This window comes from Arthrobacter sp. 05L421, assembly GCF_056397785.1.
This window is the reverse complement of record NZ_JBFTOC010000003.1, coordinates 49,297-68,945: the sequence shown is the minus strand read 5'-3', so window position 1 is coordinate 68,945 and position 19,649 is coordinate 49,297. Positions and strand designations below refer to the sequence as shown.

19 protein-coding genes and 1 pseudogene are annotated in these 19,649 nt (G+C 67.6%); 12 read left to right on the top strand and 8 right to left on the bottom strand.

All coding sequences use genetic code 11. The features are described from left to right. Positions 1-20 precede the first annotated feature (20 nt). On the top strand, positions 21-506 hold the full coding sequence (locus AC1DKQ_RS05205) for a MarR family winged helix-turn-helix transcriptional regulator (protein ID WP_476918381.1): 486 nt from the start codon (positions 21-23) through the stop codon (positions 504-506). A 38-nt stretch (positions 507-544) separates the two neighbouring features. Further along, on the top strand, positions 545-1,771 hold the full coding sequence (locus AC1DKQ_RS05200) for an MFS transporter (RefSeq protein WP_476918380.1): 1,227 nt from the start codon (positions 545-547) through the stop codon (positions 1,769-1,771). Positions 1,772-1,798: 27 nt separating this feature from the next. On the opposite strand, the gene AC1DKQ_RS05195 is transcribed toward AC1DKQ_RS05200, so the two are convergent. The 3 genes from AC1DKQ_RS05195 to rraA all read right to left on the bottom strand — a co-directional run bounded on the left by AC1DKQ_RS05195 (position 1,799) and on the right by rraA (position 5,785). After that, positions 1,799-3,250, bottom strand: coding sequence for a sugar porter family MFS transporter (locus AC1DKQ_RS05195; protein WP_476918379.1), 1,452 nt, complete (start codon positions 3,248-3,250; stop codon positions 1,799-1,801). A 296-nt stretch (positions 3,251-3,546) separates the two neighbouring features. Further along, positions 3,547-5,205 carry an MDR family MFS transporter gene (locus AC1DKQ_RS05190; protein WP_476918378.1) on the bottom strand — a complete coding sequence of 553 codons (1,659 nt, stop codon included), beginning with the start codon at positions 5,203-5,205 and terminating at the stop codon, positions 3,547-3,549. A 103-nt stretch (positions 5,206-5,308) separates the two neighbouring features. After that, complete coding sequence (rraA, locus tag AC1DKQ_RS05185; protein WP_476882976.1) at positions 5,309-5,785, bottom strand: ribonuclease E activity regulator RraA; 477 nt, start codon at positions 5,783-5,785, stop codon at positions 5,309-5,311. Between the two features lie 118 nt (positions 5,786-5,903). Between rraA and AC1DKQ_RS05180 the strand changes: the two genes are divergently transcribed. The 6 genes from AC1DKQ_RS05180 (at position 5,904) to AC1DKQ_RS05155 (ending at position 11,626) form a co-directional block, all read left to right on the top strand. Further along, positions 5,904-7,184, top strand: a complete 1,281-nt coding sequence (locus AC1DKQ_RS05180; RefSeq protein ID WP_476882975.1) for an MFS transporter — start codon at positions 5,904-5,906, stop codon at positions 7,182-7,184. Positions 7,185-7,365: 181 nt separating this feature from the next. Beyond that, positions 7,366-7,923: a helix-turn-helix domain-containing protein gene (locus tag AC1DKQ_RS05175; protein WP_476882974.1), complete on the top strand. Its 558-nt coding sequence runs from the start codon at positions 7,366-7,368 to the stop codon at positions 7,921-7,923. Positions 7,924-8,229: 306 nt separating this feature from the next. Next, a complete protein-coding gene (locus tag AC1DKQ_RS05170) occupies positions 8,230-9,423 on the top strand; it encodes an NAD(P)-dependent malic enzyme (protein ID WP_476883233.1) in 1,194 nt (397 codons plus the stop codon). Between the two features lie 136 nt (positions 9,424-9,559). Further along, complete coding sequence (locus tag AC1DKQ_RS05165) at positions 9,560-10,060, top strand: DUF456 domain-containing protein (protein ID WP_476882973.1); 501 nt, start codon at positions 9,560-9,562, stop codon at positions 10,058-10,060. A 33-nt stretch (positions 10,061-10,093) separates the two neighbouring features. Beyond that, positions 10,094-11,188, top strand: coding sequence for a hypothetical protein (locus AC1DKQ_RS05160; RefSeq protein ID WP_476882972.1), 1,095 nt, complete (start codon positions 10,094-10,096; stop codon positions 11,186-11,188). 81 nt (positions 11,189-11,269) lie between these two features. After that, positions 11,270-11,626: a nuclear transport factor 2 family protein gene (locus AC1DKQ_RS05155; RefSeq protein WP_476882971.1), complete on the top strand. Its 357-nt coding sequence runs from the start codon at positions 11,270-11,272 to the stop codon at positions 11,624-11,626. 15 nt (positions 11,627-11,641) lie between these two features. On the opposite strand, the gene AC1DKQ_RS05150 is transcribed toward AC1DKQ_RS05155, so the two are convergent. After that, positions 11,642-12,304, bottom strand: coding sequence for a LysE family translocator (locus AC1DKQ_RS05150; protein ID WP_476882970.1), 663 nt, complete (start codon positions 12,302-12,304; stop codon positions 11,642-11,644). Positions 12,305-12,422: 118 nt separating this feature from the next. Between AC1DKQ_RS05150 and AC1DKQ_RS05145 the strand changes: the two genes are divergently transcribed. Further along, on the top strand, positions 12,423-12,878 hold the full coding sequence (locus AC1DKQ_RS05145) for an Lrp/AsnC family transcriptional regulator (protein ID WP_476882969.1): 456 nt from the start codon (positions 12,423-12,425) through the stop codon (positions 12,876-12,878). A gap of 57 nt (positions 12,879-12,935) precedes the next feature. On the opposite strand, the gene AC1DKQ_RS05140 is transcribed toward AC1DKQ_RS05145, so the two are convergent. Further along, positions 12,936-13,394: an Lrp/AsnC family transcriptional regulator gene (locus AC1DKQ_RS05140; RefSeq protein WP_176803545.1), complete on the bottom strand. Its 459-nt coding sequence runs from the start codon at positions 13,392-13,394 to the stop codon at positions 12,936-12,938. A 435-nt stretch (positions 13,395-13,829) separates the two neighbouring features. On the opposite strand from AC1DKQ_RS05140, the gene gluQRS reads away from it, so the two are divergent. The 3 genes and pseudogenes from gluQRS to AC1DKQ_RS05125 all read left to right on the top strand — a co-directional run. Then, on the top strand, positions 13,830-14,768 hold the full coding sequence (gene gluQRS, locus AC1DKQ_RS05135) for a tRNA glutamyl-Q(34) synthetase GluQRS (RefSeq protein ID WP_476882968.1): 939 nt from the start codon (positions 13,830-13,832) through the stop codon (positions 14,766-14,768). 9 nt (positions 14,769-14,777) lie between these two features. Beyond that, positions 14,778-15,473, top strand: coding sequence for an HD domain-containing protein (locus AC1DKQ_RS05130; RefSeq protein ID WP_476882967.1), 696 nt, complete (start codon positions 14,778-14,780; stop codon positions 15,471-15,473). 101 nt (positions 15,474-15,574) lie between these two features. Further along, a pseudogene (locus AC1DKQ_RS05125) lies at positions 15,575-15,907 on the top strand (zinc-binding dehydrogenase); the annotation flags it as partial. On the opposite strand, the gene AC1DKQ_RS05120 reads toward AC1DKQ_RS05125, so the two are convergent. The 3 genes from AC1DKQ_RS05120 to AC1DKQ_RS05110 form a co-directional block, all read right to left on the bottom strand. Beyond that, a complete protein-coding gene (locus tag AC1DKQ_RS05120; protein ID WP_476882966.1) occupies positions 15,897-16,517 on the bottom strand; it encodes a transmembrane-type terpene cyclase in 621 nt (206 codons plus the stop codon). The pseudogene AC1DKQ_RS05125 and the gene AC1DKQ_RS05120 sit on opposite strands and share 11 nt — an antisense overlap. A 96-nt stretch (positions 16,518-16,613) precedes the next feature. Beyond that, positions 16,614-17,930, bottom strand: a complete 1,317-nt coding sequence (locus tag AC1DKQ_RS05115) for an ATP-binding protein (protein WP_476882965.1) — start codon at positions 17,928-17,930, stop codon at positions 16,614-16,616. Between the two features lie 120 nt (positions 17,931-18,050). Further along, positions 18,051-19,646: an amino acid permease gene (locus AC1DKQ_RS05110; protein ID WP_476882964.1), complete on the bottom strand. Its 1,596-nt coding sequence runs from the start codon at positions 19,644-19,646 to the stop codon at positions 18,051-18,053. Between the last annotated feature and the right edge of the window lie 3 nt (positions 19,647-19,649).

Sequence of the window (19,649 nt, the reverse complement as noted above, 5' to 3'; positions counted from 1 at the left end):
AACTGTTAGGCTACCTAACTATGTACGCCAGTGAACCGGCTGACCCCGGCCTTCTCGCCCTCGCCCAGGATTTCCGCGAGGCCCTCCGCCACAGCATCTACCTCGTGCGCCGTCTCGACGCCGAAGGCGAACTCAGCGCCGCCCAGATCAGCCTGCTCAAGATGCTGATGGACGCCGCACCCGCAACCGAAGGCAACGCTTCCCTCGCCAGTGGAGTGCGGGTGGGAGAAATCGCCCGGAACCTCGGCGTCAAAGTGCCCAGCGCCACCGAGCAGATCATCAAGCTCGAGCGGGCCGGTCTCGCCCGCCGGGAACCGGACCCCAGCGACTCCCGCGCCGTCCGTGTGACCCTCACGGAAGCCGGCCTCGCCGCCGTCGCCTCCGCCAATGAGCGCCGCAACGCCGTCATGGCCGGCATCCTCTCGTCCCTCCCGGACGATGACCGCGCCGCCCTCGCCGCCGCCCTTCCGGTCATTGGCCGGATCAACGCGACGCTCCAGGCCTGATACCCAACCGAATTTCCCATCATTTAGGAGTTCCCCCCATGCACGGCCACCCCGCCGACACCCTGCCGGCAGCCGAAGTTACCCTCGAGGCCGAGAAGGCCTCGCTACTCAAACAGCCCAAAGCAGTGTGGGCGACGGCCCTCGCGGCGGTGTTCGCTTTCATGGGCATCGGGCTGGTGGACCCCATCCTGCCGGCGATCGCCAAGAACCTGGACGCCTCCCCGAGCCAGGTGTCGCTGCTCTTCACGAGCTATTTCCTCGTGACCGCAGTCGCCATGCTGATCACCGGCTACGTCTCCTCACGCATCGGCGGGAAGCGGACGCTGCTGATCGGACTGGCGGTGATCGTCGTCTTCGCCTCGCTGTCCGGCACCTCGGGCAGCGTGTCTGAGCTCATCGGCTTCCGCGCCGGCTGGGGACTGGGCAACGCCCTGTTCGTGGCCACGGCACTGGCCGTGATTGTCGGCGTCGCAAGCGGCGGGGCCGGCACGGCGATCATCCTTTACGAGGCCGCCCTCGGCCTCGGGATTTCCCTCGGCCCGCTCCTGGGTGCACTCCTGGGTGGCTGGCAGTGGCGTGCCCCGTTCTTCGGCACGGCCGTGCTGATGGCCTCCGCCTTCATCGCGCTCATCGCCCTGTTGCCCAAGACCCCGCTGCCCGAGCGGAAAGTCCGGCTCCGCGATCCGCTGCTTGCCCTCGGGCACAAGGGACTGCGGACGACGGCGGCCAGCGGACTGTTCTACAACTACGGCTTCTTCACCGTCCTGGCCTTCACGCCCTTCATCCTCGGCATGGACGCCTACGGGATCGGCGGGGTGTTCTTCGGCTGGGGCGTCGCGGTGGCCGTGTTCTCGGTGTTTGCCGCCCCCGTGCTGCAGAACCGCTTCGGAGCAGTCCGGGTCCTCATCGGCACCCTGGTCCTGCTGATGCTGGACCTTGTGGGCCTGGGCCTGGCCGCCGGGCACTCGGTGCCCGCCGTCGTCGTTCTCGTGGTCATCTCCGGGGCACTCCTGGGCGTCAACAACACCATCTACACGGAGCTGGCCATGGGCGTTTCGGATTCGCCGCGGCCAGTGGCCTCCGCCGGCTACAACTTCGTGCGCTGGATGGGCGGAGCCCTGGCGCCCTTTGCCGCCGCGCAGCTCGGTGAGCACTTCGGCGCGCAGGTGCCCTTCTTCGCCGGCGCGCTGGCCATGGTGGCCGCGATCGCCGTGGTCTTCGGCGGGCGCCGCTACCTCACCGCGCACCAGCCGCACGTGGTCTAGCAAGCGGCGACCTCACACGGCGCCGGCTCAGGCCTTGGCGGACTCCTTCGCGGAACCCTTGGGCACGAACAGGGTTTCGGCCTGTTCCAGGGACATGCCGTTGGTCTCCGGCACCTTGAACATGACGAAGAAGAACGACGCCGCCGCGAACAGCGCGTACATGGCGTACGTCATCGGCAGCGAGGCCGCGGCCATGACGGGGAAGCTCAGGGTGATGGCGAAGTTGGCGATCCACTGCGCGGCCGCGGCCAGGCCCAGGGCGCGGGCACGGATGCGGGACGGGAAGATCTCGCCCAGCAGCACCCACACCAGCGGGCCCCAGGAGGCGCCGAAGCTGATGACGAAGACGTTGGCGGCCACCAGCGCGGCCGGACCCCACGCGCCGGGCAGCGAGATCGCGTCCCCGGACCCGGTGGCCGAGCTGAAGGCCAGGGCCATGGTGCCCAACGAGAGGGCCATGCCGATGGAGCCGGCCAGCATGATGGGACGGCGCCCGATCCGGTCCACGAGGGCGATCGCCACGAGCGTCACCAGGATGTTGGTGATGGCGGTGGCCACGGAGATGGTGAGCGAATCCTTTTCCTGGAAGCCCACGGCCTTCCACAGGGTGGTGGAGTAGTAGAAGATCACGTTGATGCCGACGAACTGCTGCAGCACGGACAGGATGATGCCGATCCAGACCACCGGCTGCAGGCCGAGGGCCTTGCCGCGCAGGGATCCCTTCTGGCCGGCCAGCTTGTCCTCGTCGATGGCCTTCTTGATGTCGCGCAGGTGCCGGTCCGAGTCCTCGTCCGGGGCGATCGTCTTGAAGACCTTGAGGGCTTCCTCGTTCTTGCCCTGGAAGACCAGGAACCGCGGCGATTCGGGCAGGGTGTAGGCGATCCAGCCGTAGACCACTGCGGGGACGGCGGCGGCCATGAACATCCAGCGCCACGCTTCCAGGCCGAACCACAGGGGCTGGTCCGCTCCGCCGGCCGACGTCGCGAACACGGCGTCGGAGAGGAGGGCGGCGAAGATGCCGGTGGTGATCGCCAGCTGCTGCAGCGAGGCCAGGCGGCCACGGACGTGGCGGGGGGAGATCTCGGAAATGTAGGCCGGAGCGATAACCGAGGCCAGGCCGATGCCCAGGCCGCCCACCAGGCGCCAGAAGATCAGGTCCCAGACACCGAGCGCGAACCCGGTGCCGATGGCGCTGACGAGGAACAGCAGCGCGCCCAGCTTCATGGCCGGGATCCGGCCGTAGCGGTCGGCGACCTTGCCGGCCAGGTAGGCGCCCGCCGCGCAGCCGAGGAGGGCCACGGCGACGGCGAAGCCGGTCACGGCCTCGCTGAGGGCGAACTCGTCCTTGATCGCGTCGACGGCGCCGTTGACGACGGAGGAGTCAAAGCCGAAGAGGAAGCCGCCGACGGCGCCCGCCACGGCGAGCCAAATGACCCGTTTCGGGATCTTGGCGGCGGTCTGGTCCTGGGTGATGGTCATACGGCTCCCTCGGCAGTTCGCGTTCCACGGCCTTCGCCGCAGCTACCCAGTCTTACATCCGAGCCGGCGTGCCGCCTGTCACAACCACGGGAAAGTGAGACGAAACATACACTTTGAGCGTGCCGTCGGCTGTGCCGGCCGGACCCAAAACCGAAGGCATCACGCAGGGCAGGCTTCCGGCGTCGGGACTCTCTCCGGAGCGCGGTAACAACGGCACACGACAACGGCAGGCAGTCCAAAAGACTGCCTGCCGTGACGTGAAACTGCCGTGAAATGGAACCAGCCGGAGGAACGCCCTAGTGGGCGGCAGCCGCTACCGCCTCTTTGGCAGCAGCCTTCGGGTCCGTGAGTTTCTTGTTCGGCAGGGCGAAGGTGATCAGGAAGGCGATGCCGGTGAGCACCGCGGCCGTGAGCATGACGGCGTCGATCGACTGGGCGAAGCCCTCGGTGATGGGGCGGGTCAGCGTCGAGTTGGCGGTGTGCAACCAGCTGGTGTCGTTCAGTGAATCGTTGCTGGCGCCGTTCTTGAAGAACTCGTAGAGCTTGGCGTTGGCGGGGTCGGCAGCCACGGCCGGATCCTTGAGCACCTTGAGGTAAGCCGCACTCTGCGCGGCGTCCTTCATGCCCGTGGCGATCTTGTCCGCCGCGAGGCTGAAGAGCATCGAGATGAACACGGCCGTGCCCACCGCGCCGCCCATGGAGCGGAAGAACGCGGCGGAGGAGGTGCCCACGCCCATGTCCTTCGACGGAACGGAGACCTGCATGGCCAGCGTCAGCGGCTGCATGCAGAAGCCCAGGCCCAGGCCGAAGAACACGGCGATGACGCCCGGAACCCACAGCGGCGTGTCGGCACCGAGGGAAAGGCCCATCACGACGGCGGCAACGGTCAGGACCGCCGTGCCGAGGATCGGGAAGATCCGGTACGTGCCTGAGGCCGAGATGGTCCGGCCGGCCGTGATGGAGCCGGTGAGGATGCCCACGGTGAAGGTAATCATCATGAGGCCGGCCTCTGTGGGGGTCAGGCCCTTGACCAGCTGCAGGTACATCGGGAGCATCGCGATGGCGCCGAACATGCCGATGCCGATGATGAAGTTCAGCAGCGAGGACAGGCCGAACGTGATGTTCTGGAACAGCCGGAGCGGGATCAGTGCGTAGTCTTTCGCATGCCGTTCGGCCAGCAGGAACGCGATGATGCCTGCAACGCCCAGTCCGTAGCAGAGGAAGGAGTTGGCGGAGCTCCAGCCCCAGCTGCGGCCCTGTTCGGCGACGAGGAGGAGCGGAACGATCGCCAGGGTGATGGCGGCCGCGCCCCAGTAGTCGATCTTCTGCTTCACGTGCTTGGCCGGGAGGTGCAGGTACATGAACACCACCGCGAGGGCGGCGAGGCCGATCGGCAGGTTGATGAGGAAGACCCAGCGCCAGCCGTCGATTCCGAGGATGGTCTCGGAGCCTGCGAGGGCGCCGCCGACCACCGGGCCCAGGACGGAGGAGATGCCGAAGACGGACATGAAGTAGCCCTGGTACTTGGCCCGGTCCTTGAGCGCCACGATGTCGCCGATGATCGTCAGGGCGAGGGCCAGCAGGCCGCCGGCGCCCATGCCCTGGATCCCGCGGGCAATGGCGAGCTCGGTCATGGAGTGGACCGAGCCTGCGTAGAGCGAGCCGACGAGGAAGATCACGATGGCGATGAGGTACAGGGGGCGGCGTCCGAAGATGTCGCTGAGCTTGCCGTAGAGGGGCGTGGTCACCGTGGAGGTGATGAGGTAGGCGGTGGTGGCCCAGGCCTGCAGGGAAAGGCCGTCGAGGTCATTGGCGATCGTGTAGATCGAGGTGGACACGATCGTCTGGTCCAGGGAGGACAGGAACATGCCGAGCATGAGTCCCACCATGACGGTGATGGTCTGACGGTGGGTCAGGACCTCTCCTGCGGCGCGCACGGAGGTGGTTTTGGACATGACTGCTCCAAGGTGAAGTGTGGGGATCAAGCGGATAGTTGCTTTCAGTAACTATGTTACTGGCTCAAATGTTCCAGCCACTACCTCGGGGCGAATAAAGTCGTCAGCGTTCGACCAGGATTCCGTCCGGATCGCACCAGATCATCGCACCGGGGCGGATGGCCACGCCGTCGATCTCCAGCGGCACGTCGATGGCACCGGCGCCTTCCTTGGCGCTCTTGCGCGGATTGCTGCCCAGCGCCTTGACCCCCAGCGGCAGCCCCGCGATCGCGAGCCGGTCCCTGATGGCGCCGTTGATCACGACGCCGGCCCAGCCGTTCGCGACCGCGCTCGCGGCAATCATGTCCCCCATCAGTGCCGTGCGGAGGGAGCCGGCGCCGTCGACCACCAGCACCGAGCCATTGCCGGGGGTGGCCAACACGGTCTTGACCAGCGCGTTGTCCTCGAAGCACCGGATGGTCCGGACCGGTCCGCTGAAGTGCGACTGTCCGCCGAGGGACTGGAACTGCACGGCCAGGGAGCTGAGTTCCTCGCCGCGCTCATCGTAAAGGTCGGCGGTGTTGACGCTGGATGCGGCCACTGGTTCTCCCGTGCTGAAGAGTAGACGTGCTGAAAAGTAGACGGCGGATCTCGATCCCCACGATAGTCTGGCCCCACACAGATCATCAGCCTGCGTCGCCAGTTCCGGGGGGAACCACATGAGCTTGTCCGACCTACCGAGTTCAGCTCCGACGTCGGCGGCGCTCGCCGAACCGGAGCGGCGAGTCCGTCCGGTCTGGACCGCGGGCGTGGTCCTGGTTAACCTCGGCATCAATGCGGCGTTCTTCGGCCCGATCCAGGTGCTGCTCGGACAACAGGCGGCGGCGTTCAGCGAAGTGGACAAGGAGGCCATCCTCGCCCTCGTGACCGGGGCAGGCGCGGCCGTGTCCCTGGTCGCCAACCCCCTCTTTGGCGCCTTCAGCGACCGCACAACGTCCCGGCGGGGCCGCCGCGTGCCGTGGGTGCTGTTCGGGGCGGTCCTTGGCGCCGCTGCCCTGATCTCGCTGGCCGGGGCGCCGAACGTCGCCGTCATGACACTGCTCTGGTGCCTCGTGCAGGCCGGCTGCAACGGCGCCTACGCCGCCATCACCGCCGCCATCCCGGACCGCGTCCCGGTCCCGCAGCGCGGCACGGTGGGCGGGCTGGCAGCCATGGGCCAGACGGTCGGGATCCTCCTCGGCGCGGTGATCGCCGCCGCCGTCACGGGAAACTTCGCCGCCGGATACCTGGTGTGCGCGGCGGCGCTGCTGGCCGGCGTCGTGCTCTATTACTTCAAGAACGACGACGTTCCGCTGCCCGCGCGGGCCCGTCAGCCGTTCAGCCTGGCCGGCTTTGTGCGGGGTTTTTGGATTTCCCCGGCCCGCCACCCGGATTTCGCCTGGGCCTGGCTGACGCGGCTTCTGGTGAACATCGGCAACCACATGGTCACCCTCTACCTGCTGTTCTTCCTCCACGACGCCGTCCGGGTTCGCGAAACCCAAGGTATCGAGCCCGAGTTTGGTGTTTTGATCCTCACAGGGCTGTATGCGGTCATGGTGATCATCACCAGCGTGATCGGCGGCCGGCTGAGCGACCGGATGGGCCGCCGGAAGCCGCTGGTCATCATCTCTTCCGCGGTGATCGCCGCGGCCTCCCTCATTCTTGCGTTCGCCCCCACCTGGCCCGGCGCGCTGATCGGCGCGTCGGTGCTGGGCATCGGCTTCGGCTGCTATCTGGCGGTGGACTTCGCCCTCATCACCCAGGTGCTGCCCACGGCCCTGAACCGGGGCAAGGATCTGGGCGTCATCAACGTCGCCAACTCACTGCCGCAGGTGCTCGCCCCGCTCATTGCCTTTCCGTTCGTGACCCTCTGGGGAGGATACGTTTCGCTGTATGTGGCGGCCGCCGTGATCGGGCTTCTTGGCGCCGTGTTCGTGGTGAAGATCAAGGGCGTGGACTGACCGCGCGAGTTCCGTTCGGGGGCTTCCCGGTGTCCCGGTTGACTGGCCGGGCGCCGAGTTTCGTGGCGTATAGTGGACGGCAATTGCCGCGGCAGCGCGGTGGGCGAATGGCGCCCGGCTGCCGAGAAAAACGACCCCCGGAACGCTGCTGATGCCTGATTTTCACTCAGATCTTCCACCGATGGCTCCTCCCCCCACTCTGCCCCGGCAGCGGCTCCGCTACGTGCGGATCCTTGACGTTGCCGCGGGGTTCGCCCGCAAGGGCCTGGACTCCGTGGTCCTTTCCGAGGTGGCGGCCAAGGCGGATGTGCCGCTGGGGACGCTTTACCGCTATTTCCCGTCCTCCACCCAGTTGGTCCTGGCGCTGTACCGCAAGCAACTGGGCGAACTGCTCGCGGGGAGCTCGCCCGAGGCAGGAAAAATGGTGGCCCAGGCCCTCGCGGGCGTCGTGATGGAGATCTTCCATATGCGCCTGATGCAGCCCGCCGTGGAGCAGGCCCTCAACCGCGCGGTCTATGTCAAGGACACCGACACCACGCGGCTGCTCCGCGAAATCGATGCGACGGCCGAGAAAGCCGTGACGGCAGCGTGCGGCGACGCCGCAGTTGCCCGGGTCCTGCTGCTGACGGTTACGGGGCTGGTCCAGGCCGTCCGCTGCCGCCGGCTGTCCCTCTTCGAAGCGGAGGAGGACCTGAAGAAGGCCTGCTCCCTCCTACAGCGAGACCCGCAGGCCGCGTAACCGGTCTAGACCAGAGACCCGGTAATGACCCTCCCGCGCGTGATCCGGGTCACTTAACATCGTGGGGAAACGTTTCACCATGGCGCATCACCGCTCTACCGCGGCTTAACCGGCTGGCCGTCTTGTTTACGATTGCTGGACCGGATGACGGCTGATGCCAGCGAAACCGGGGGCTCCACCGGCGACCGCCACCTCTGGTCGCCGCCCGCCCCCGCCAGACCAACTCAAGCAGCCTTGCTTGAGCTTCCATGAGCCGTGCGCCCACGGTGAGTCCCAGGAGACAACGACGTGTCCACTGAAACGATCATTCCCGCCGATTCCACCTCCCCGGCTGAGGCAGTAGCCGTGCTCAGCGACGAGGAAATCTTCGCATCCCACGAGGGCGGCAAGCTTTCGATTTCCAGCACCGTCCCGCTCGCCAGCAAGCGCGACCTCTCCATCGCCTACACGCCCGGCGTCGCCCAGGTCAGCCGCGCCATCCACGCCAACCCGGAGCTCGCCAAGACGCTCACGTGGGCCCAGCGCCTCGTCGTGGTGGTCAGTGACGGCACGGCTGTGCTGGGCTTGGGCAACATCGGCGCCAGCGCCTCGCTGCCCGTGATGGAGGGCAAGTCCGCGCTCTTCAAGGCTTTCGGCGAGCTCGACTCCATCCCGTTGGTCCTCAACACCACCGACGTCGACGAAATCGTCGAGACGCTTGTCCGGCTCCGCCCCAGTTTCGGCGCCGTCAACCTGGAGGACATCGCCGCGCCCCGCTGCTTCGACCTCGAGGAGAAACTGATCGAGGCACTGGACTGCCCGGTCATGCACGATGACCAGCACGGCACCGCCGTCGTGGTCCTCGCCGCCCTGACCAATGCCGCCAAGGTGACCGGCCGGACGCTCGACAGCCTGCGCGTGGTGGTCTCCGGGGCTGGGGCGGCCGGGATTGCCGTCGCCGAAATCCTGCTGACGGCGGGAATCGGCGACGTCGTCCTCCTGGACTCCCGCGGCACCATCAGCACGGACCGCGCGGACATCGCCGCCGATCCGGCAAGCAAGAAGGCCCAGCTCGCCGCCCGCAGCAACCCGCGCGGCGTGGCCGGCGGCCCGGGAGAGGCGCTGCTCGGCGCCGACGTGTTCGTCGGTGTTTCCTCGGCCAAGCTGGACGAGGAGCACTTGAAGCTGATGAACCACAGCTCGATCGTGTTCGCCCTGTCCAACCCGGACCCGGAAGTGCTGCCGGAGGTCGCCAGCAAGTACGCGGCTGTGGTCGCCACCGGACGCAGCGACTTCCCGAACCAGATCAACAACGTCCTGGCCTTCCCCGGCATCTTCCGCGGCGCCCTCGACGCCGGCGCCCGCCGGATCACGCCCGCCATGAAGCTCGCCGCGGCCCGTGCCATCGCAGAACTGGCCGAGGACGATCTTTCCGCGGACTACATCGTGCCCAGCCCGCTTGATCCGCGCGTGGCCCCGGCCGTCTCCGCTGCTGTCGCCGCGGCGGTGGAAGCCGAGTAGATCCGCGACACACTGCGGCCCACACAGTGACGGCGGCGCTGCCTTCGGGGGAGCGCCGCCGTTGGTGGGCCTAGTGGGGTCCGACCTCCGGCTGGATTGTCCGCCACCCAGACTGGCCGCCACCTAGACTGGGCCCATGAACCCCGAGACTCTGGTGACTGTGCTCTGCGGCCTCGCCATCCTGGTGGGCGTGGCCGGTACCATCATTCCCGTCCTGCCCGGCAGCATCCTGATCGGGGTGAGCCTGCTGGCCTGGGCGCTGTGGGGCGGCGCCGGAACGACCGGCTGGGTGGTCTTTGGGATCGGGCTCGTGTTCGTCCTGGCCGGCATGGCCGCCAGCGCCGTCCTGACCGGCCGGAAGCTCAAAGCGCACAGCATCCCGGGCCGTTCCGTGGTGGTGGGCCTGGTGCTGGGCGTTGCCGGCATGTTCATCATCCCCGTGGTGGGGCTCTTCGTGGGCTTCGCCGCCGGGCTCCTGCTCAGCGAGCTGCAGCGCACCCGCGTGTTCGGCACGGCGGTGGCCTCGAGCTGGGCCGCCCTGAAGGCCACGGGCTTTGGCATGATCGTGGAATTCGGCCTCGCCTGCCTCGCCGCGAGCACCTGGGTGATCGGCCTCTGGGTGGCCGCAGCAGCCTAGCAGCGGCCTGCCGGTGGCTACTACCATGGGGGCATGAGCGCCGGACCTGGCGAATCCGCCCCCCGCATTCCCGATGGCCACATTCCCGTGGGTCGGATTCCCGTCGACCCAATTCCCGTCGGCCGGATCCCCGACGCCCAAATTCCCGTCGACCCAATTCCCGACGAGCCGCGCAGGCCGTACACGGACACCCGCGACCTGACGCCCTTCCGCAAGCCTGTGGTCCGGACACCGGTCCGCGGCCTGGCCGGCAACGTGGGCTCCGTGGTGACGGGCCTCATGGCAGGCCGGGCCCCCGGGACGCTGGCGGCCGAGGGCGGCGTGCCCCGCCTGGGCAGGGCGGGAGGCCGGACGTCCGCCAAGAGGAGGAAAGCCGTGCACTCCGCCGTCTTCGGCAGCACCGATCCGGACCGCCTGATCACCCTGGCCCGCGCCTACCCCGGCTGGGCCGGAGTCTGCTACCTCATGGCCGGGCTGCTGGCCTACTCCCACGGCGGTCATCTGCGCGCGTCCGAGCTCCTGCAGCACGGCCTGAGCCTGCGGAACGACCAGGACGCCAACCGCTACGCCGCCGTGTACCTGGCCGGCGTCGTCACGAGGGTGGAGGTGGCGGAGCGGATCGAGGTTCCGGTGCTCTTCAGCGAGGAGGCCGTGTTCCTGGCCCTGTCCCATTCCCTGCGCGAGACCGGCCAGACGGAGGCGGCGCTCGCGGCGCTTGCCGGCCTGCCGCCGTCGCTGCCTCTGGCCCTGGCCCGCTGTTCGCTTGAGGCCGAGCTGGGCCGCGACGCCGATGTAGTGGCGGACACAGAGGGGCTGCTGAACGCGGACGATCTGGCCGCCGCGCTGTTGCTGGTCCGTGCCCGGTCCCTGCGCAGGCTCGGCGCCTACACCGCTTCGCGTTCAGCCCTGCAGGAAGTCCAGCGGCGCAGGAAGACAGACTTCACCCTCCGCAGCGATGCGCTCACGGACACAGCCCTGCTCCTTCTGGACGCGGGTCGCAAGACCCTCGGAGCCCGGGAATGGCAGCGCCACAAACCGGCACAGCTGGAGGCCGTGAAGGCCATCCGGAAGGACGCGGAAATGCACGAACTCTGGGACCGCGAATACGGGCGTGCCGACGACCACTGACAGTCTTCCACGTCCGATCGCGGCCAAATACACGTATCGACTACTCTTGCGGGCCCCTATGGCGGGGAGTACAACCGAGGCATGAGAGATGCGGTGGAGCGCTGGATGCAGCACTACATCACGGCGTGGACAACGAACGATCCCGAGGACATCCGGGCGCTGTTTACCGAGGACGCCATCTATGCCACCAGCCCGCAGGAAGCCGAACCGTGGCAGGGACGGGACGACATCGTCGAGCACTGGATTGCCGGGCGCGATGAGCCCGATGACTGGACCTTTGAGTGGAAGCTGCTGGGGGTCGACGGCGGCCGGGCCTTTGTTCAGGGCCTGACGACCTACCGGGGCAACAGCCGAAGCTATGACAACCTGTGGGTCATCCAGTTGACCGCGGACGGCCGCGCGTCGTCCTTCACCGAGTGGTACATGCAGCGCAAGTAGCCGGGGTTCCCGCCCTCAGCCGCGGTTCAGAGCTGCGCTGACGGCGGGCGCGATCTGTTCGGCGAGCAGCAGGGCGCCCAGGACCAGCATGATGATCCCGCTGGCCAGCGTCACCTGGCGTGCTGCGCCCGGCCTGGCCTGCAGCAGTTTCCGCGCCAGGAGTGCCACGCAGCTGTAGATGACGCCCACGAGGAGGATGAAAGTCAGCCCCAGCAGTCCCGACTGGACCGGGACCGGCAGCGCCGCGTCAGGGCTGACGAACTGCGGCACCAAAGCCACGAAGAACAGCAGGCCCTTGGGATTGATCCCGCTGATGCCCATGCCCTGAAGGAAGATCCGGAACTGGCTTGCGGGCGCGGCCGCACCGGGAGCAGCCGTGCCGGTGCCGAAGCTGGCCCCGCGCCAGGACCGCAGGGTGCTGAAGCCCAGCCAGAGCAGGTAGAGGGCGCCCGCGGCCGTCAGCCAGCCGAGCACGCCGGGCATCCCGGCAAGCAGTGCCGCCAGGCCCAGCACCAACAGCGCCGTGTGGAGGGCGTAGCCGCCACAGAGCCCGGCGACGGCGGGCGCGAAGCTGCGCTGCCTCAGCCCGGCCGCGATCGAATAGGCCCAGTCGACGCCGGGTGTGCACGCCAGCGCGACGGCGACAACCAGGAAGGCGAGGAAAAGCTGGGGGTTCATGGCGGGCTCCAGGGGGTGCGGCACCCCGTAGCGGGTACAAGGAAAACTCTAGGCAATTTCGGCCCGGAAGTGTTCGCTTATTTACTGAAGAATCGCCACTTCTGGGTAAGATAATTGCGTGATCGACAACATTGACAGAAGTATTTTGCGCTACCTCCAAACGGACGGCCGAATGACTGCCACAGCCCTGGCCGCCAAGGTGGGGCTGACGGTGGCTCCGTGCCATCGCCGGTTGCGGGACCTGGAGGCGGCCGGGATCATCCGCGGTTACCGGGCGGACATTGATCCGGCCGCTGTGGGGCTCGGTTTCGAGGCGATCGTCTTCGTGACCCTGCGGCAGGTGGATCGTTCCACGATGGAGATCTTCGAGAACCGGGTGGCCGACAATCCCAACATCGTGGAGGCCCAGCGGCTCTTCGGCTCGCCGGACTATCTGCTCAAGGTCATCGCGGAGGACCTTCCGTCCTACCAGCGCTTCTATGACAGCGAACTGACCTCGCTGCCCGGCGTCGAACGCCTGACGTCAACGCTGGTCATGAAGAACCTGAAGGCCAACGCCGGGCCGCCGGTCTAACCCCGGACCGGAAGCCGGGGAGGCCGGTCTCGGCGGAGCCGATTCTTGACGAAGAGTTCAGGCGCCGAGCAGTCCCGTGGTCCGGTACGGAATGACCTCGCGCAGGAACATGCTCGTTGAGGTCCGGACGATGCCGGGGCAGAGCCGGATTTCCTCGGATACGCGGTAGAGATCGTCCGGGCTCTTGGCCACCACCCGGATCAGGAGATCGGTGTCACCGGCCGGGGCGTGGCATTCGAGTACTTCCGGGATGTTGCGCAGGGCAGCGATCGCCTCGTTGAGGTGGCTCTGGTCCAGTTCCGCGCTCACCGCGGCCGCCACGCCCCGGCCAAGGGCGGACGGCAGAACCCGGCTGCTGTTCGGGCGGAGGGCGCCCGACGCCGACATCCGCTCCAGGCGGGACTGAACCGTTCCGCGGGCCAGGCCCAGCTTCTGCGCCAGCACCATGACCGGCACGCGCGGATCTTCGTCCAGCGCGGCGAGGATCCGCCGGTCGGTCGCGTCGAGCTCCTGCAAAATGACCACTTCCTGTTCACTGTCCCAGCTGTCGTTGATCAGATTGACCACTCCGGCTCCGGCCCGTTGCACCAAGTGTAGGGCTTCTGCTCAAATGGTGACAACAAAGGGAATGCGGCCACCGCCACCATCCCGAAGGCTACGGACACCCCGGCACACCACCCGGGCCCCGGATGAGGCTCCCGCAAGGAACCCGCCGCTGATTGACTCTTGTTCACGCATCGTCATTCCGCACAACGCACCACCACGCGGCAAGAGCCCCTGAGCCACCGACGTCGGATTTCCCGAAGTCATCGGTAGCTGAGGGGCTCTTGTGCTGCTCCCGCCAAAGCAACGCGGGGTCAGATCGAGCCCATCGGGGACGGCATGATGGGCGCTAAGTGACCCCGAGTTGTGGTTTGTGGGGCTGACTGCTGCTCCGCATAGGCTTGTCCCATGACCTCAGCTGGCCGCTTCGCCCCCAGCCCTTCCGGCGAACTGCACGTGGGCAACCTCCGGACGGCCATCCTGGCGTGGCTCTTCGCCCGGTCCACGGGGCGGCTGTTCCTGATGCGGGTGGAGGACCTGGACCGTGCCCGGGCCGGCGCCGAGGCTGAGCAGCTCCGCGACCTTGCGGCGATCGGGGTGAGCTGGGACGGCGGCGTGGTGCGCCAGACGGACCGTGAGCACCTGTACGCCGAGGCGATAGCGCGGCTGACGGCGGCCGGCCTGACCTACGCGTGCTTTTGTACCCGCCGGGAAATCCAGGAGGCCCCTTCCGCGCCGCATGCTCCGCTGGGCGCCTACCCGGGGACGTGCCGAAACCTCACCGGCGCCGAGCGCGAGGCCAAACGGGCAGCCCGGCCACCTGCCGTCCGGCTGCGTTCCGCCGTGGCGGAGGTGACGGTGCGGGACGTGCTTCACGGCAACTACACCGGGGTGGTGGACGACTTCGTGCTCCGGCGCAACGACGGCGTGACCGCCTACAACCTGGCCGTGGTGGTGGACGATGCCGCCCAGGGCATCGACCAGGTGGTCCGTGGCGATGACCTGCTGCCGTCCACGCCGCGGCAGGCGCATTTGGCCTCCCTCCTGAATATGCCTGTTCCGGAATATGCGCATGTGCCGCTGGTACTGAATGCGGACGGCGCCCGTCTGGCCAAGCGGGACGGCGCCGTCACGCTCGCCGACCTGGCGCTGGCCGGCGTGACCGCGGACCAGGTCCGGGACGAGCTGCTGGCGTCTGTCGGCCTCCCGCCCGGCCGCCTGGAAGACGCACTGGCAGTCTTCGACCCCGCCGCGCTGCCGCGCGAGCCCTGGGTGTGGCCCGGCATGCCGGGGGCGGCGCGTCCGGGAACCGGCATCCGGGCCCGGACGGACGGCCGCGGCGCGTAGGCTGGATTCATGACCGAGCCCGCACGCCCCCAGCCCCGCTTCACTGTCGAGACAGCCAAGGTCCTGGCTGAGGTGGCCCACAACCGGCAGAAGGACAAGCTCAAGCGGCCCTACCGGGAGCATGTGCTCGCCGTCGGGGATGCTCTGGCAGACTTCGACGACGACATCCGGATCGCCGGGTACCTCCACGACATCGCGGAGGACACCCCGATGACGCGGCAGGCGCTGTTGGACATGGGCGTCTCCGAGCATGCCGTGGACATCATCGAACGGGTCACGAAGCGCCTGCATGAGAACCCGGACGACTACCAGGCCGGCATCCGGTACATCGCCGAGGACCACGACGCCACGCTCGTGAAAATTGCCGACAACGCCCACAATTCGTTGCCCGAGCGGGTCAAGGCGCTGGCCGAAAAGTGGCCGGACAAGCCCCCGGTCACCCGCTACGACGACGCCCGCCCCGTGCTCTACGCGGCCGTCCCCGTCGAGGATACCCGGAAAATCCTGGCCCGGGTCAATCCGTGGCTGCTGAGGGAACTCGACGACATGCTCGACGAGGCGGACGACACCGACTACGAGAACCTCTCCTACGATGACCCTGCCGACGACCCGGCAGGAGACCCGGTCGACGTGACGGCGGGAGCCACGGCGGCAGCAGCCACGCCGGACGAGGTTGGCGGCGAAACCGAGTCCGCCCGGGACTAGGGACTAAGCATGCGTGCCTACGTCCTTTCGCGCTACGGCGGCCCGGACGCGATGGAGCTCCGGGATGTTCCGGCTCCCCAGCCCCGCCCGGGGACTCCTTCCGTATTCTGAAGTCCGGCGGCCTGGTGGTATCCATTGCGGGCGTTCCGGAGCCCCTCACCGCGACGAAAGACCTGAGCGCGCCGCCGCCGATCACCGCCGCGTTCTGGCTGATGAGCATGGGCCTCCGCCGCCGCGCCCGCAAGGCGAAAGCCAGCTACCGCTACCTGTTCACGCACCCCAGCGGGGATGACTTGCGCACCCTGGCGGCGCTCGTCGACGGCGGCCACGTGCAGCCAGTCATCGACAGCACCTACCGGTTCGCGGAAATTGCGGAGGCCTTCGCTGCGCTCGAACAGGGCCACGCCAAGGGCAAGATCGTCGTCACCCTATAAGGCTCATCCGCCGGGAGCGCCATAGCAGCCCGATGTACACCAGATCGAAGATGCTGCAGAGAATCCCCACGCCCAGGATCAGCGGCGAGTTGCCGTACCAGCCGAACACAATGGTGGGCGCAAGGGTGCCGATCCACTTGGCCACGGCAATCAGCAGGGTCTGGCCCCGGGGCCCGCCGCGGGCGGCGAACATGGCGATGAACAGCCCGGACATCAGCAGGTTCTGCAGGAACGCCGCATAGCGCGACGCGTCCTCCCAGCCGAACTCGGCGACGAACAGCAGCTGCACGGCGAAGGACATGACGCCCAGCAGGACCGCCCAGCCGATGAACAGCCGCCGCGTCACCCAGCCCGGCAGCTCGGAACGGCCAAACTTCAGGAAGGTATACACAATCACGACGTCGGCGAGTCCCCATGCAATGTTGAAGACCCCCTGCGCGTCAATGCCGGTCGCGATGGAGCGGGCGGCGTAGATGGCCTCCCAGGCGAAGTTGAGCCCGAGTGCGGCGGCCGGGATCGCGTAGGTCCTGTCCCTGAAGCCGATCCGGATGGCATCGACGTAGACCGCGGTCCAGGCCAGGCCGCTCACAATCGTGAGAAACAGGATCACCCTTCCCCCTTCACTCGGCATTGACTGCAACGCGGGGTCACTTGGCGCCCATCCAGAGCCCCGACATGGGCCGTAGCTGACCCCGCGTTGCTTCGCCTAGACGCGCCCCAAGTCGTCGATGTCCTCGAGGAACTGTTGGTGCACTTCGGCGCTGACCGTGGTCCGGGTGTCGGCGATCGCGTCGACGTAGTCCTGGGTGGCAGGGCCCTTCCGGACCGCCTCGCGGACTGAGGCGCTGCCGCCGGACGCCAAGCCGCCGTCGTCGTACACCGCCTTTTCCAGCGCCCGCTGGGAGGCGCTGCGGGCCGCGTACTCAATGTCTGCGGGGGAGAATCCCTCGGTGCGTTCCACCAGGAGCTCCACGTCGACGTCGTCCACCACGGCAACGGGGATGAAGCGCTGCCACATGGCCTCGCGGGCCTGGCGGTCCGGGAGGCCGATCGGGATGACGTAGTCGAACCGGCCGTGCCGCAGGAATGCGGAGTCCAGGGCGCGGATGAAGTTGGTGGCGCAGACCAGAAGGCGGCCGGGCTGTTCGCGGAACGCCGGGATGATCTTGAGGAGCTCGTTGGTGACGCCCTGCAGGGGCGACGGCGGTTCGCCGGAACGCTGGGAGGCGATCTCCTCCACCTCATCGATGAACACGACGGCGTGCTCGAGTTCGGCGATCTCCAGGAAGGTCTCGCGCAGCGCCCCGGCCAGGCCCTTGGGGTCGGAGGCCAGCCGCGAGGGGAAAACCTCCACGAATGGCCACTCCAGCCGGGAGGCAATGGCCTTCGCGAAGGTCGTCTTGCCAGTGCCGGGAGGGCCGAAGAGGACCACTGCACGCGGTGGCACCACGCCGTATTCGTCGGCGAGGTCGGCCTCGGCGAGGGGAAGGACCAGCCGGCGTTCCAGGAGTTCCTTTTCGTTGCGCATGCCGGCCACGTTCTCCCACAGGTCACGGGCCAGGATCCGGCCGCCCAGCAGGCTGAGCGGTTCCAGCTCCTGGCGCTGGACCGGGATTTTCCGCTCGAAATAGCGCAGGTTCTTCTTCAGCGCGAAGCCGCGGCCCAGGAACGCCTCCACCCGGGTCTCGGATTCGGGCATCAGGGCCGAGAGCTTGTTGAGCCCGTGCGGGGCCATCCGGTTCTCGACCGCGGCCAGCAACGAAGTGCCGATACCGCGTCCCCGGTAATCGGGCAATGTGGCCAGGAAGACGATCCAGCCCTGGTCGTGGGCGGCACGTCCGACAGCGGCGCCCACCACCTGATCGCCCTGCACCGCGACGACGGCGTGGTCCTTTTCGCAGGAGGCCAGGACCTCCGAGAGCGCGTAGACGGGCTCCACGTTTGATTCTTTGAGGGATTCCCAGAGGTGCAGGATGCCGTCAAGATCGGCCGAATGGAAATCCCTAATCCGCCAATTGGTCATGAGCTATCTCCCGGGTGGTTCGTCGCTGAGCCATGTTGAGTCTTCCGCTGAGCATATGCGAACCGGGTGTGCGAGAGGTTGCGGGGACGTTGCGTTACGCGGACGCGGACTTCCGGGGTGTCACTCCGAATCCCCGCCGGCGCTGCCGTCAGTGCCGCGTACCGGGCGGTTGGCGACGAGCGGAAACGGACCGGTGAACCCGTCGCGGACCGCGGCGATTTCCAGGATCCGGTGCCGGCAGAGGCGCCAGCCGAGCATCAGGAGCGGGACGATGACCACGAGGGAGGCGATGGTCCACGTTCCCACGGGCGAGTCGAATGCCATGAGGACTAGCACCGCCAGAAGGAAGGCCAGGGTGATCCAGCCCGTGACAGGGGCGCCGGGCATGCGGAACGCGGGCCGGATCAGCTCCCCGCGGGCTGCGAGCCGGGCAAGCTGCATCTGGCACAGCACGATCATGGCCCAGGTGCTGATGATGCCCAGCGATGCGACGTTCAGGACGATCTCGAAGGCCTCTGCAGGGACTACGGCGTTCAGGATCACGCCCAGGCCGGCCACGCCGGCAGTGAGGGCAATGCCGCCGTAGGGGACGCCGGACTTGTTCATCCGGCCGGCGAACTTCGGCGCAGAACCCGAAACGGACATCGACCGCATGATCCGGCCGGTGGAGTACAGGCCAGCGTTGAGCGAGGACAGCGCCGCGGTAAGGACCACGAGGTTCATGATGGCGTCCACACCGTCCACCCCGATAGAGCCGAAGAACGTCACGAAAGGGCTTTCGCCGGCCTTGTACGAGCTGTAGGGCAGGAGCAGGGAGAGCAGCACGAGCGAGCCGACGTAGAACACCGCGATGCGCACGATCACCGTGTTGATGGCGCGCGGCATGATCTTTTCCGGGTTTTCGGTCTCCCCTGCGGCGGTGCCGATCAGTTCGATCGAGGCGTAGGCGAACACGACGCCCTGCATCACCACGATCGCCGGCAGCAGGCCGTTGGGGAACATGCCGCCGTTGTCCGCGATCAGGCTGAAGCCGACCTCCTGGCCAGCCACGGGCGTGCCGAAGATGACGAAGTAGATGCCCACGAGCAGGAAGGACACGAGCGCCACCACTTTGATGAGCGCGAACCAGAATTCAAGCTCGCCGAACACCTTGACGCTGATGAGGTTCAGGCCCAGGACCAGGATCAGTGCCGCCAAGGCCCAGGTCCACTGCGGCACGTCCGCGATGGGCGCCCAGTACTTCTTGAAGAAGTTCATGTACAGCGCGACGGCGGTGATGTCCACGATCGCCGTCATGGCCCAGTTCAGCCAGTAGAGCCAGCCGGTGACAAACGCGGCTTTCTCGCCGAAGAATTCACGTGCGTAGGAGACGAAGGAGCCGGACGAGGGCCGGTGCATCACGAGTTCGCCGAGCGCGCGCAGGATCATGAAGGCGAAGAACCCGCAGACGGCATAGCTGATGATCAGGGCCGGTCCGGCGGTGGCGAGACGGCCGCCGGCGCCCATGAACAGGCCGGTGCCGATGGCGCCGCCGATCGCGATCATCTGGACCTGCCGGGGTTTCAGGCCCTTGTGGTACCCCTGGTCCTCGGCGTGGAGCGTGGCCCCGGACGCATGGGCATGCGCCGGAATCGTGTGGTGGGAGAGGGCCTGTTCCTGGGCTGGCAGTTCTTGGGTTGGTTGTTTTGAGGCGCGGGCAGTTTCGGGATGCGTCATGGG